The 13,714-nt window shown below is 66.4% G+C and carries 9 protein-coding genes; 8 read left to right on the top strand and 1 reads right to left on the bottom strand.

Annotation, left to right across the window (positions count from 1 at the left end; genetic code table 11):
* Positions 1-10 precede the first annotated feature (10 nt).
* The 7 genes from OC439_RS13405 (at position 11) to OC439_RS13375 (ending at position 8,257) form a co-directional block, all read left to right on the top strand.
* Positions 11-604 carry a hypothetical protein gene (locus tag OC439_RS13405; RefSeq protein ID WP_184976896.1) on the top strand — a complete coding sequence of 198 codons (594 nt, stop codon included), beginning with the start codon at positions 11-13 and terminating at the stop codon, positions 602-604.
* A 171-nt stretch (positions 605-775) separates the two neighbouring features.
* Complete coding sequence (locus OC439_RS13400; RefSeq protein ID WP_262013679.1) at positions 776-2,005, top strand: MarR family winged helix-turn-helix transcriptional regulator; 1,230 nt, start codon at positions 776-778, stop codon at positions 2,003-2,005.
* A 69-nt stretch (positions 2,006-2,074) separates the two neighbouring features.
* The gene (locus OC439_RS13395; RefSeq protein ID WP_262013678.1) at positions 2,075-3,064 is read left to right on the top strand and encodes a DUF932 domain-containing protein; all 990 of its coding nucleotides are present in this window, start codon (positions 2,075-2,077) and stop codon (positions 3,062-3,064) included.
* A 120-nt stretch (positions 3,065-3,184) separates the two neighbouring features.
* Positions 3,185-3,619, top strand: a complete 435-nt coding sequence (locus OC439_RS13390; RefSeq protein ID WP_262013677.1) for a hypothetical protein — start codon at positions 3,185-3,187, stop codon at positions 3,617-3,619.
* A 203-nt stretch (positions 3,620-3,822) separates the two neighbouring features.
* The gene (locus tag OC439_RS13385; RefSeq protein ID WP_262013676.1) at positions 3,823-4,851 is read left to right on the top strand and encodes a C40 family peptidase; all 1,029 of its coding nucleotides are present in this window, start codon (positions 3,823-3,825) and stop codon (positions 4,849-4,851) included.
* Between the two features lie 772 nt (positions 4,852-5,623).
* Positions 5,624-6,949 (top strand): hypothetical protein, encoded by a 1,326-nt coding sequence (locus tag OC439_RS13380; RefSeq protein ID WP_262013675.1) that lies wholly within the window; start codon positions 5,624-5,626, stop codon positions 6,947-6,949.
* Between the two features lie 228 nt (positions 6,950-7,177).
* Positions 7,178-8,257 carry a DUF5677 domain-containing protein gene (locus OC439_RS13375; protein WP_262013674.1) on the top strand — a complete coding sequence of 360 codons (1,080 nt, stop codon included), beginning with the start codon at positions 7,178-7,180 and terminating at the stop codon, positions 8,255-8,257.
* A 157-nt stretch (positions 8,258-8,414) separates the two neighbouring features.
* On the opposite strand, the gene OC439_RS13370 is transcribed toward OC439_RS13375, so the two are convergent.
* Positions 8,415-10,856 carry a LysM peptidoglycan-binding domain-containing protein gene (locus OC439_RS13370; RefSeq protein WP_262013673.1) on the bottom strand — a complete coding sequence of 814 codons (2,442 nt, stop codon included), beginning with the start codon at positions 10,854-10,856 and terminating at the stop codon, positions 8,415-8,417.
* Between the two features lie 394 nt (positions 10,857-11,250).
* On the opposite strand from OC439_RS13370, the gene OC439_RS13365 reads away from it, so the two are divergent.
* Positions 11,251-13,173, top strand: a complete 1,923-nt coding sequence (locus tag OC439_RS13365) for a hypothetical protein (protein WP_262013672.1) — start codon at positions 11,251-11,253, stop codon at positions 13,171-13,173.
* The last annotated feature ends 541 nt before the right edge of the window (positions 13,174-13,714 follow it).

The raw sequence follows: 13,714 nt of genomic DNA, 5'->3' as shown, positions 1-13,714 counted from the left end.
GGGCAGCGTGATGCCGCACCTCAACCTGGTCGAGCGGTGGATCACCGCGGCGACCGGCCGCACCCTCGACCAACACGCCGTCGACCCCATCCCCGCCGCCGCACACCTACCCGAGGCCGCCGACGATCTCCGGCACCTACGCGACGAGCTGCTGCTCGCCGTCGACCACCTGCGCACCAGACTCCTCAACGAAGACGACCTACACGCATCCGCCGCCGCCATCACGGGATCGGCGAAGACGATCCAGACCCTGGCCGGCGAGTACGGCAACACCCGCGCTCGGATCGACGCCCTCATCGGCGACGAGACGCGGACCGCCTACGCGCTGACCCACCCTGGGCAGCAGGTACGTCGGCGCTACCTCGACCCCGGCGACACCGTGCTGGTCGTTCTGCCGCACACCGACTCCTGCCGCGCGCTCAACCTCGCCGGACACACCTCCCACATCAGGGTGGGCAGCTCCGACGCCCGGTGTCGGCCGCCCGGCAGCGTCAGCTCGGTACGGCTGTCCCACAGCGACGCCGGCATCTACCGGGACCGCACCGAGGACCGCCTCTACACGCTGCAGCCCGCAGCAGGCACACCCACCACCTCAGGCCGGTAATCGACCGGTCTCATCCCGGCGCCCTTCACCGGGCGACGAATGGCACACCTCGCACGGCACTGCGCTCCCGACGCGCGCCTGCCACCCCGGTTATCACCCGCGACCCGGCTCACCATCCGGGCGGCCTCACTCACGCCGCTATCCGAACTACGTCCCCAAGGAAGGAACACCATGAAAGACCTGTCCCTGACGCCTGCAGCTCAGGCTGTCCTCGACGCCCTAACCGATCTCGGTCAGGGCGATGTCCACGAGCTGGCCGACCGCGCCGGAAAGGCGCGCTCGACCACCGACAAGGCACTCAAGATCCTGGCCGATGCCGGCTTGATCGTTCCGGTGGACACCGACGCCGATGCGGCCGACGGCGCGTCCACCCGGTGGGCCCTGCCCGCCCCGGACGGCGCCGCCGCTGCGGAACCGGACGCTGCCGTCGATCTCGGCGACCAGCAGACCGCCGCCGCGGGCCAGAGCGAGCAGCTCACCGGATCGCGCCTCGACACCTCGGCCAGTGAACCTGCCAACGGCGGCGCAGCTGATCCATCCCGCGACGGCCACGCGGACAAGGCACCGGATGAGGCGGGAGACGAAACCGACCAGCACGACAGCCGCGAACGCGACGACGACAGCAGCGAGGCCGGTGAGAGCTCCGCCGTCGCTGCGGTGCAGCCGGCGCGGCCCGGTGACCGCAAGGTCATGGCCATCAAGGGAGTCCTGGCCGACTACGGCGACGCCGGCGCCACCATCGACCTAATCGTGGCCGAAAGCGGCATCGGACACGCCACCGCGTCCCGGCTGCTGACCGCGATGGAACAGGCCGACGCCGCCCGTCGACTGCCCGGCCTACCCGAGCGGTGGATCGCCGGCCCGACCAGAGCCAGCGAGGTGGACCCGAACCCGGAGCCGCCCCGCTGCCCGCTGTGCTCCCAGGTCATCCGCGGCCAAACGAGCATGCCGATCGCCGCAGCGGCGGTGCTGCCCCTGATCCGACCGGACGGCACGCTGCACGTCGTCAACGCAGAAGGCGAAACCCACGTCGTCGCCCTGCCGCTGCGCGCACCCGCCCGCACGCCGCGCGTCGCCCGCAGCACCGGCCCGCGCGGTGACGGGACCGTCAACGCCGACGGCAGCCCACCGTTCGGCCGAGGCGAACTGGAAAGACTCACCCTCGACGTCCTGGCCGCCAACCCCGGCCAGCAGATGACCCCGCAGGACATCGCCACCGTGCTCGCCGGCCAACTCGGCCGCGCTATCAGCTCCGGGGCCGTGCGGAACAACTGCACCAAGGCCGCCGCCAGCGGCCGGATCGTCCTGGTCTCCGACGCGCCGCTGACCTTCGTCCACCCGGCGCAACCCGACAGCGACAACCCCGTCGCAACCGACGCGGGCAGCACCGACCGGTCCTGACCAGCGCCACTTCCCTGCGGGGGCCGAGCCGCGTGCTCGGCCCCGCCAGCACATTGAGAGGAGCATCCCGTGCCGCACGAACTCGAGACCTACACCGACGGAACGACTGCCTTCGCCAGCGCACGCCTGTCGGCCTGGCACCAGCTCGGCACCGTCACCCAGGAAACGATGAAGGCCGAAGAGATCATGACCGCCGCCCGCCTCGGCGACTGGGGCGTCCGCACCATCCGCACCGTCGGCATCGACATCGTCAACGGAGCCGAGGTACAGGTCCCCGCCGACGACAAGCGAATGACCGTACGCCGCAACCCGGTCACCGGCCAGACCGAATACCTGGGCATCGTCGGCACCGACTACACGGTCGTCCAGAACGAGCAGTGCGCCGAGATGCTCGACCGGCTCGTCGATCAGGTCGGCGGCGCCCACTTCGAAACCGCCGGCAGCCTGCGCCGCGGCAAGAGCGTGTTCGTCACGATGAAGCTGCCCGACGCGATGGAGATCGCCGGGGTGGACCGCCTCGACCTGTACCTCATCGGCACCACCTCCCACGACGGCAGCGCCGCCCTGCGGGTAGACGCCAGCCCGATCCGGGTGGTCTGCGCCAACACCCAACGCGCCGCCTTCCAGCACGCCGTCGGCCACTACACCTTCCGGCACACCTCCAACGTCAACTCCCAGATCAGCCAGGCCCGCGAAGCCCTGGGCCTGATGTGGACCTACATGGAGACCTTCGAGAAAGCCGCCGAACGGATGCTCAACGCGGAGCTGACCATCCGCGAGTTCGAGAACGTCGTCGCGCAGGTATGGCCGGTCAAGGACACCGCGTCCGAGCAGGCCAAGAACAACGCCAAACAACGCCTCGGCACCCTCAAGTACCTCATCCGCGAGGCCGACACCCAGAAAGCCATCACCGGCAGCCGGTGGGCCGGATACCAGGCCATCACCGAATACCTCGACCACTACCAGCCCGCCAAGAACGACCTCGTCCGCGCCAACCGGGTGCTGACCGGCAACACCGGCGACCTGAAAGTCGCCGCCTTCGACCTACTGAAGATCTGACCGCACACCCGTCTCCGGAGCAGCGGTCACCGCGCCGCTGCCCCGGAGCCGAAGGAACGGCCACTCCCACGTGACGCCGCCCAGCACCCGAAGGCTCGATGCAGACCAGAGGACCCGCCGATGACCGGCCACCTCCGCCACCCCCGCAATCCACGGCAGTCGGTATTTGGCCTACCCGCCACCGACGTGCAGCGGTGGGAAGCCGACAACCCGCCGCGCATCGACGACACCTGCGAGGACTGCTACACCCTCCTGCCCGAAGCCGCCCGACCCGACGACGCCAACCACCCGCCGGGCGACGCCACCCTCATCGACACGTTGCGACGCATCGTCACCGCCCGGCAGTACGCCAAGATCGACGGCGTGCTTGTGGACATGTGGTCCGCCAGCATCACCGTCCTCATCTGGGACAACCTTCGCGAGGACAAACGGCAGCGGCTACTGACCCTGCCATCACACGAGCTGATCCTCCGATGCATCGCGATCTACCGCCACATCACGAAGGACCAGACGGCCAAGGACCAGTCCAGGCACAACCGAGGTACAGGGGTGTGAGGTCAGCCGGTGTTGACATGCCTCACGTTCATCGGCTGATCGAGCAGCTCGAAGTGGGCCGCCCACGTGGGCGGCCCACGGTCATTCTCCGCTTCACCACCTTGGAAGCCCTCCGCGCACCTGTCCGCTCCACCGCCGATGAGCACGCTCCCGACTGCCCCTGTCCGATCAGCTATCCCCAGCCGCATTGAAAGGCCGCCGCCATGACCAGAGCCATCACCGGCATTGTCAGCCTCGTCGTCGTTGCCTGCCTCGGCCTGCCCATACTCCTGCTGACGGCCGTCATGGGCGGCGGCTCCAACGGGTGCGGCACCGCCGCGATACCCAACATGCATCCCTCCGAGCGACCGCCTACCGTCGGCGCCTGGGATGCCGAGCAACTTGACGTAGCCGCGACCATCATCGACACCGGCGTCACCAAAGGCGTCCCGCGATGGGGCTGGATCATCGCCGTCGCCACCGCCATGCAGGAATCCCGCCTCCGCAACCTGCCCCACCGAGGCACCCGCAACGACCACGACTCCATCGGAGTGTTCCAACAACGCCCCAGCCAGGGATGGGGCACCGTCGCACAACTGTCTGAACCCGCCCATCAAGCAGGCAAGTTCTTCGACAAGCTCCTCACGACCTCCGGCTGGGAATCGATGCCACTCACCCAGGCCGCCCAGGCGGTCCAAGCCTCGGCCTACCCCAACGCGTACGCCACATGGACCAACGATGCCCTCCGCCTGGTAGAGCAGCTCACCAGCACCCTCGCCGACTGCACCCCCGACGCACTGGCCGCCCTACCTGCCGGATTCACGCTGCCCACCGACACCCCGCCAGCCGTGACAACCGCGGTGTTCTGGGCCGCTGCCCAACTCGGCACGCCCTACCACTTCGGCGGCTCGTGCACCGACCCGCACTCCAACGACCCCCACAAACAGTGCGACTGCTCATCCCTGATGCAAGCCGCCTACCGAGCAGCCGGAATCTCCATCCCCCGCATCACCACCGACCAAGCCAACGCCGGCACACCAGTAGCCAGCCCGACACGCCTGCTACCCGGCGACCTCATCCTGATCCCCGGCAGCAACGGCACCCCGGCCCACCCACGCCACGTCGGCATGTACCTCGGCGAAGGACTCATCATCCAAGCACCGCAGACCGGCGACATCGTCAAGATCACTCAGCTGAGCAGCTGGAACGAACAGATCGCCAAGATCCGACGGATCGTCCAGGAGCCTGCTTGAGAAGGACACGTTCCTGGGTTCGGGGCAGTCGATGCCGTCGGATGCCGCCTACCGGGCACCGCGGCCCTCGCATCTGCTCAACCTTCGGCTGATGTGCGACTCGACGATCCGGTTTCGCCACTCAGGACGGATGATCGGTAGACGCGGACTGGCGCCCGGATCGCGGCATGAGAGTTGACCACTGACGCGCGGGGATTGTGCATGCTCGTGAAGGGACGGAATACTAGCGTTCTCTCCCGGCAGAGCGAGCTTTCGCCAAAGGAGGCGCACTTTGACGACGAACCATGAGGGTAGACGGCGGCCGTACGAGACGCTCGAAGCCAGCTTCCAATCTGCCTGCGATGCTGCGGTGAGCGCATGTCGGCGGCTCTCGCCGCCGTATAACCCGACGGCGTGGATCGGCATGTCTGGAAGGCATGGAGCTGCGGAGGCCGCGCGACGGCTCGTAATCAGCGGAGACATCCAGACCGGTTTCGAGAGACTGGTCCAGGCGGGACGGCCAGAACTAACCATTGAGTGGGCGACTCGACCCCAGATGGAATCCCTTATTCAGCGAACAGCACCGCGAAGCCGCCCAGTGGCGTCTACGTCAGGCAGGGATCCAGCCACCGGCTTGATTCCGTAAGGTTTCGGCAGTCAGATCGGTCGCACTGCGACGTGCCCACTGCGGGCGACACGCCGGCCAGCCACATGAGAGTGCGGGCCGCCGAACTCGGCAGAACAGACAGATGGAGTACCTTCTTTGCTGAGCGACAAGGGTGCGGAGCAGCGCGTGGACTATGAATACTATGAACCGGATGACGATTTCTGGGACTTTGACGAGCTCACCCCCGCCGTTACGTACGCTGACGCGGTCCAACAGTTAACGGCACTGGCGTCACTTCGCTCTGACCTCAGAGTTGAATGGTCCGGTGGTCGTGGGCCGCGAGGGGATGCCCGCCTCGTCTTCCTAAACAAGAGCGGCGACACGATTCTAAGAACCAGGTTCCGATCCGCAACCGACCTGCCTGCGGCGCGACGACTGGTCGAGCAAATACGTCCGATTCCTGAACATCGAGCCCTGTGGATCGAGTCGGAAGACGTCATTGAAGCTTGGTTGGCCGGACCCCGGGACGAAACCATTTACGCCCTATCTCGCCAATTACGGCCGAAGCTGAAGAGGAGGGTGCACTTTGATGGGCGTCCGGTAGTCGACGACGTGTACGGCCTGTTGAATTCGACTGGTCTACTTATCGTAGAAGACAAGCGGTCGCAGGGGAGAGGAGCGCGAACTCTCCGGATTGCAGGGGTGGGCGACAGCCTCCTTGTTGCCTACGCCGGAAGCCGTCGCGGGGAACTCCAAGGCGTGTCTCTCAAACTCGGCGGCTTCTCTGTGGCGGACCTCAGCGAAGCGCTGGAAGCACTCGAGTCTTACGGGTCAAGCTACTTGCATACGCTGGCTTCAAACCTGGATCTGCCGGTCAGACTTTGGAGCCCAGCATATAAGCAAGTGCCGGCCGCGCGCGCCACCTCACGTAGCGAGATTCGTTTTCCGTCTCGGCGCCACGATCCAATTCCCGCAGAGCTATACGGCGCTGCGAACACGCCTGGCCGGGACGCCTTGGAAAAGTACATCAAATATTACCAAGTCCTGGAGTACTACTTCCCGCGGGCGGCATCGTCATACTCGGCATCGATCGGAAAGTCTGGCAACCAAGGTACCACGCCTTCCGGGAAGCAGTTGAGCGTCGAGAGTGGGCAGATCGAAGCACTCCTACGCCTAGCTGTGCAGCCGAGACAGCTTGAAGGCTTCTTCTACGGAAGCGACGTACTTGCGGTAGCGTCCAATAGCAGCGCAATCGTTGACGTGACGACCCTCGAAAAGGACATAAACGGCCAGCCGAGACCTGGGTTCGATTATCAATACGCTGTCGCCATGAGGATCTACGGCATCAGGTGCAGAATTGTGCATGCCAAAGAGCCAGGTATGAGCGGCAAGCGAACTAGCCAGCCACTCCTTCCTTTCAGTCGAGAGGCGCGTAACCTGCAAGCTGACATCCAGCTCGTGAGGTTCGTCGCCGAACGAGTAATGGACTATTGGGCAACGCCCTTGCCCTGAGCATCCGGAGATCGGAGTCCCAACTCTTATCGGCAGATCCGCGCATGCTCAGCGGCAGATCCGTGAACCCGCTGTGCAGCACGACAGTATGCCGCCCACGGACCCGAGGCCCGCCGGTCGCCGAGCTGCGGGCGTGCCGCAGCACCCGGGCGAGAAAGTCGGCTTGGTACTTGCGGACGGCCATGGTTGATACGGGAGACTTGAAGTGCATGACATCGGGACGGGAAGGTGACCTTGTCAGAGAGAGATTCGGCGTTCCTGGAATTCGTCACGGGGAAGGCCAACGAGCTACTCGAGACCACGGGAAAAACTCCTGGGCGGGACGACATCGCTCGCCTGCTGATCGAGCACCTTCTAGAAGTTCTCACGCTCCGCCCCGACTTGAGTGATGATCTTCGGTCCCAGGTGGCTGACCGGGCCGCCGAACGGCTTGCCGCCGAGAAGACCGCCACGACTGGCGACACCGTGATCGACGGCGCACTTCAGTCATTCGACGACATGTTGGCCGCCGGCGAGGCGGCTAATCAGCGACTGATCGAAGCCGTGTGTTCTCGTGCGCACTTCTGGAATTTCGATGGCGCGGTCGCCGACGACAGGATCTTTCTTCCCGGTCACGCGATTCACGCATTATTGCTATTCTCTTTCCAAGCGCGCGCTTTGATGGTGGCGAAGGAGATTAAAGAACTCTCCAAGCTCGCTCTTTATGACGGCGCGGCAGCGCGGATCAGGACTCTTTACGAGATCGGCATTATTTCGCGAGCAATTGCAGCTGACCGAGATTACTCCTTATCCGAGCGATACCACGCTTCAGGGGTCTATGAACGCCTAAGGGACATCCGCGCCTACAATGAGACATGCGCCGAACTGGGCTTCCCGCCTCCCAGTCTGGACGAAAGGGCTGAGTGCGAGACCCTGATCGCCCGAATAGAGGGCAAGTTCGGGAGGGATATCCGTGAGCCCTACGGCTGGGCGTTGCCCATATTCGGCTCGGAAAGACGACGAGTTACATTCGCTGACCTAGATCATCGATACGGCGGCGACGACCTGCGCGCCGTGTATCGCCTGTTGAATCATTCGATCCATGCGGGAGCTTCGGTTGCGGCGTTGGGGGTGGATTTCAACAGGAAAGAACTCACTCCAGCTCGCCCCATCTTCAACCATGACAAGTCGCTTCGCGCACTCCGAATCTCGTCGATGTTGCTCGAAGCACTTAACTATGCGATTTTCGAGTCACTGCTCAGGCCGGAAGAATGGGACGAGCTCTCCTCGGTTGCCCTGATGAGAGAGTGCCGATACAAGATCGGGTGAACTATCATCGGCAGATCCGGATGCCACCTGAGCTCCATGAGCCGCCGAGGCCGTGGCTCGAGTCGTTAGGTTGGGCGGCGAGTCCGCATCGGCCGGCTTCCCGATGCGTCATGTCGTTGTTCCTGGGCACGGATCGTGGGGTTGTGAAATGTTGAGGTCAGGTATGGTCCAACTCCGCCCCGAGGCGGGCGGCTAGGGCGATAGTGTCTTCGCTCGGTTCAGCGTCGAGGTCGGCGAGCACTCTCGTCAGGGCGCGCAGAAGGGTACGAATGCCGTCGGCATCGCCGAGGGCGTGCCGGGCGTGGATGGCCTTGGTGTAGAGGGCTTCGTTGTACCGGTCTAGGACGATGGCTTTGTTCAGCAGGTCAGAGGCGGCCTGCGGGTCTGGCTTAAGCAGGTCGTCGGCGAGGAGTAGGTGGGCTTCGGTGCACCAGCGGCGTACCGTCTCGCGGTGGGGCTGCAGCCAGTCGTAGTCCTGCCCCTCGGCCAGTGGCGCGTCGTAGAGTTCGCAGGCGGCGGTCAACAGTTCATGGCGTCGCGGTCCGGTGGCGATGGTGGCGCGGCGCATGAGGTCTCGGAGGGTCCACACGTCGACGTCGACCGTCGTCGGGTCGAGTCGGTACCTGCCGGCGGTTTTGATGACGTAGGCGTTTTTCGTCTCGGCGTCACCGGCGCGGCCGAGGACGTGTCGCAGGTTTGAGGCGTTGGTGTGTACGCGTTGGTCGGCTTGGCTGAGGCGGGCGTCGGGTTCGAGGTATTCGCCGATGTCGCGGGTGGTGACGCCGTCGGGGTGGCAGGCCAGGAAGACGGCGAGTTCGAGGGCTTTGGCGCGCAGGGGCCGGCCCGGTTTGGTGATGTCCTCGATCCGCGGCGGGCCAAGCACCCGAAGTCGGGCCTTCCCGACGACAGCGGCGAAGGGAGTTGCAGTTGCCGCGGGCTGATCCTGAGATGCCGCGTCGTTCCGGCTGGCGTGCAGGGCAATGACCGTGGCCGGACCGGCTGGCGAGGTTGTCGCTGGTGGTTCGCCGGTTTGTGCTTCTCGCAGCGTGGTCAGGGTCTGGATCGCTGTGGTGGGTTCGAGCACGGGTAGGCGCGGCGGCAGTGGTTCGGTTGGCTGACCGGATATGAGGGTGGTCTGTCCGTCTGGGGCTACCTCGATGGTGACGCCGGGGGGCCACTCACCGAGCAGCACCCCGAACACCTGCCTGCTGGCGCCCGCGGCTAGAACCGCTTTGACGCGGGCTTCGGCTGCTGCGGCTGGTGTCTGGGCGATGAGGACGACCGGAGGCAGGACGTCTGCTTCCGCAGCCTTGGGTTGTTGCTGCCTTTCGGGGTCGGTCAGCGCCTGTTCGTCGAGTAGGCGGCCGCGGTGCAGCAGCTGGGTCTCGATCGTGGTGAGTGCGTCGTCGAGGGTGTCGGTGATGTGCAGGCGCGGCCATGAGCTGACGGTGGTCATTTCGTTGCCGAGCAGCGTGGTCAGGGTAGCGGCGTCGATGACGACCTCGCCACGCGCGTCGGGGTGTTGCGGGTCGCCGGACGCCAGCGCTGCTACGAGGGTGGCGCGTGCGGCGGGAGCTGCGCCGTAGCCGACGAGGCCGACGCCACCGGACGGCAGCGGGACAAGGGCGGCCACTGGTGCCCCGTCGTCGGGGTGCGGGAGTTCGGGGTTTCGGGCCACGGCACGGCGTAGCTCGGCCACCGAAGGCGGCAGGTGAGTGGGTGGATCGTCGTGGGGGTCACCGGTGTAGCGGCGCCGGCGCTGCCGCCACACCAGGGCAGCCGCCGCGCTGATGGCGGCGGCGAGTGACCAGGGCAGCCACTCCGCGGAGGTCAGCTGCAAACCCCGCTGGTGGTCGGCGTCCTGCGGGCGTTGCGCGCCGTCGGCTTCCGGCGAGGACGAAGACCACGTGGGAGCGTCGGTGGGTGACCCGGAGTGCGGTGCGGTGGGTGTGGTCGGCGAAGAGCTCCTGGGCGTGGCTTCCGGCGGGTTGCTCGGCGATGGGGATGGGGCGACGGTGCCGGGTCGCGGTGAGCGCGGGCGGCCCGGGATGGCGGTCTGTGGGGGTTGAGCATCGGCGGGTAGCCGCAGTTCCCAGCCCGGGTAGATCAAGTCGCAGTCACGCAGTGTGCCGCCGACCTGGGGAAAGTGGCGGTGCTTGTTCATGCGGCAGATTTCCGGCCAGCGGGCGGCGTCACCGAGCCACTGCTTGGCGATTTTCGACAGGGTGTCGTGTCGCTCGACGGTGTACAGGTAGCGGGTGTTGCCGACCTGAATCAGTGCCGGCGCCTGCGCGAGAGCTTGCTGAGGAACAGCTACTGCCTGGGCCGCGTCGACCGCCGCCGGTGGTCGAACGCCGCCGGTGTTCAGTTGGCCGACGGAGGTGACGGCGATCGCCGCGGTGCCGGCCAGGCCGAACACGAGCCGGTGCAGTGGTGCGGGAAGCCGTAGCACCGGGATCCGCCATCGGGTCGCCAGCGCGATCAGCTCGGCGATCAGCAGCAGCGCGAGCACGGCCCACAACAGCCACACCGCCCACACAGCCGCGCCGGCCAGGACGGTCGAGGTGAACCGTTCGTTCGGCTGATCGAACCATGCCACCACCTGCGTCCCCGACGGCCACCTCCGCAGCGGGTTCCCGTCAAGGGACACCAGCAGCGCCGGTACCCCGGCCAGGAACACGACCGTGGCTACGGTGGCCCGGACCGGTCGGATCACGGAGGACACCGGCCCCGCTGTGTCGCGCGGCGGCGTCGACGCAGGCGGGACGTACACCGTAGGACGCGCATATTCGGCTAGCCGGTTGCCGCTGTCCGGGGATTGCTGCGACATCCTGTCCGTCCCCCCGCTTGGTAGATCCCTCTCCTCTCGCATACACGGCGATACCCAGCGAAGGCCATCCTGTTAGGAAGGATTCTCACCATGCGCGCACAATCGATCACGGGACGAGAACGTGGTTGACGATCTACTCCCCGATCGGGAGAGACTGCCTCGCATGCCAAGCGGGGGCACGCGACTATCGATCGATCTCACGTCGTCGGCAATCGCCGCCACCGTCGACCGCGATGGCACCCGGATCCCCGTCCTGCTCAACGGCCGCATCGTCATGCCGCACGGCATCGTGATCGACCCCGCCGGTCAACTACACCCCGGCGTCAACGGGCTGCCGGAGCCCTCGGTAGGCCACCAGTTCATCCGCGACCCGGTGGACCTTCTGCACGCGGCTGACGCCGAGCCGCCGGTGGACGCCGTACAGCTGCTCGCCGGGCAGCTGTGGCATGTGGCTGACCAGGCAGTCCGCCAAGTCGCCGTACCGGTCGCCGCCCTGACCGTGACCATCCCATCGGCCTGGGGACCCCGCCGACGGGGGCATCTCACCGACGCGGCAGCCAGGGCAGGCCTCCCCGCGCCAGCCATGGTCACCGCGCCAGCAGCACTCGCCGCTTACGCGACCGCCGGCCACGTCCCGGATGGCACATGTCTGCTGATCTGCGATGCCGAGCGGCGTCCAATCACGCTGACCGTCCTGCAAGCCAGCCCCGACGGGTACCAGGAACTCGCCACCCGCCTGGTGAGCCCGAGCCGCGACCTGGACCGAGACCTCGCGCAGCACCTCCTGGCCCGCAGCATCGCCGACGGCCCCTCACACCGCGCCGAAAAAGAGGCCACACCCGAGCCAGCCGACGCGGCACTACTGGAGTCCATCCGCCAGGCCAGGACCGCCCTCTCCACTCAGGAACGCGCACCCGTTCTCCTGCCCTCGCCCCGCCCGCCGGCCGTTCTGACCCGCGACGACGTCACCGCTGCAGCGCAGCCCCTCCTCGACGAGGCCGCCAATGCCGTCCAAGGCATCCTTGACGCCGCCGACATCAGCCAGCAGCACCTCAGCCACGTGATCCACCGGGAAGCCAGAGCAATCCCGGGCCTGCAGGAACGCCTCGCGGCCGTCACCGGGCACACTCCGACCGCCCTCGACGGTCACTCCCACGCCCTCGCTGACGGCGCCCTCGCGCTCACCGCAGCCCATCACCAGACAGCAACTACCGCCAACGACACCGCACTGCCACGAGTTCGGCTCCGCGTCCGTGACCTGACCAGCGCCATCATCCTCGGCGTCTGCTCGCTCACCGTGCTCCTACAGACCATCCTCACCGCGGACATCGTCACGACCTACTCCGTCCAGGTCGTCGGCGTCCGCCTCTCCTTGCCTCAACTGGGCATCGCCGGTGCCCTCACCATGCTCACCGCATTCGCCGTAGCGCACCTCGCCCCCACCACCTGGCTCGCCGGCACCCCCAACGCAGCCACCTCCAAACCCACCACCGGCCACCTCATCCGGCGCGGATACCTCGCCGCCGCCGTCGGCGGATCAACCGCCGCCGCCCTCTACGGCCTCGCCACCGGCACCGCCGTCCAGTTCGGCTACGAGCCATACCTGAAATGGACCCTCGGCTCCGCGCTCCCCCTCGCCGCCTGCGCGGCGATCATCGCCGCCACCGCTCCCCGCATCGCGGCCCCGCAACTGTCCAACTGGCTCGCCCGCACCCGACCTGCGGCCCTGCCCGCCGCGATCGCCGCCACCGGCATCTGCCTCATGCGTGCGGCGATCACCCTCACCCCACCGGTCGACCTGACCGGCATGCCCGGCCTCATCGGCAGCGCCGGAGCAGCACTGCTCGGCATCGCCACCGCCCTGACCACCAGCCGAAGCCGCACCACCCGCACCATCACGGCCCCCGGCCTCGCCATCGGCTACGCCATCGTCTTCACCAGCGACACCAGCAGCGCCCTGCTGGTCGGTTACCTCGTCGCCCTCACCTGGTGGGCCATCCAACTCACCGCCCACACCCTGCGGCTCGCCTACCCTGGCACCGGGCAGGCGCTACGCCACTTAGCGGGCAGTAACCCAAAAAGCTGACAACCAGCCGAGCAGCCCAGGCCTCAAAGCCTCGATTCGAGTCGGCGACCCCACCGATGCCCGTTCAACGATGCCGCTGCTGGCTTTGAGTGCCAACGAGCACTGCGAGTCCTGAAAGCCTACAAGCTCAGCCGCAGACAAGATAAATAGGTTCCTGGGAACATCGACCGCTAGGAACTAGGAACAGCGATATGCCGTCGAGTAGGACTCGACGGCATATCGCTGTTCCTGAACCCACTGCAGCTCTGAATTACTCGCGGACGCCTCGAACCCTTGCCGGACGAGCAAATCACCGCGCCTCGGGGCGCTCACTTTGCCCTGCTCCAGGGAGCAATCGAGCGGCTATCGACGCCGTGACGCAATTTCAGCGACATGAACCACGGGTCACCCCAACAGGAAGGAGAACCACGTCATGGACACCCCTGAGCGCCACAAGAAAGCAATGCCAACCCAGTGGGGGAAACAGCATGCCGAAATCGCGGTCAGAATTTTCGGAACAGCCAGAACAGGACTACAATATGAATTGCGGTCCGGATGTCAC

The sequence above is a fragment of the Micromonospora sp. Mcm103 genome (genome assembly GCF_024519755.1).
GTDB lineage: Bacteria > Actinomycetota > Actinomycetes > Mycobacteriales > Micromonosporaceae > Micromonospora > Micromonospora aurantiaca.
Note: the sequence above shows the minus strand (reverse complement) of the source record. Positions and strands in the feature narration are given on the sequence as shown.

What these genes read in the sequence shown, in the direction of transcription:
- OC439_RS13405 (WP_184976896.1), top strand. Translation starts at nt 11, where the DNA reads ATGCCGCACCTCAACCTGGTCGAGCGGTGGATCACCGCGGCGACCGGC.
- OC439_RS13400 (WP_262013679.1), top strand. Translation starts at nt 776, where the DNA reads ATGAAAGACCTGTCCCTGACGCCTGCAGCTCAGGCTGTCCTCGACGCC.
- OC439_RS13390 (WP_262013677.1), top strand. Translation starts at nt 3,185, where the DNA reads ATGACCGGCCACCTCCGCCACCCCCGCAATCCACGGCAGTCGGTATTT.
- OC439_RS13385 (WP_262013676.1), top strand. Translation starts at nt 3,823, where the DNA reads ATGACCAGAGCCATCACCGGCATTGTCAGCCTCGTCGTCGTTGCCTGC.
- OC439_RS13365 (WP_262013672.1), top strand. Translation starts at nt 11,251, where the DNA reads ATGCCAAGCGGGGGCACGCGACTATCGATCGATCTCACGTCGTCGGCA.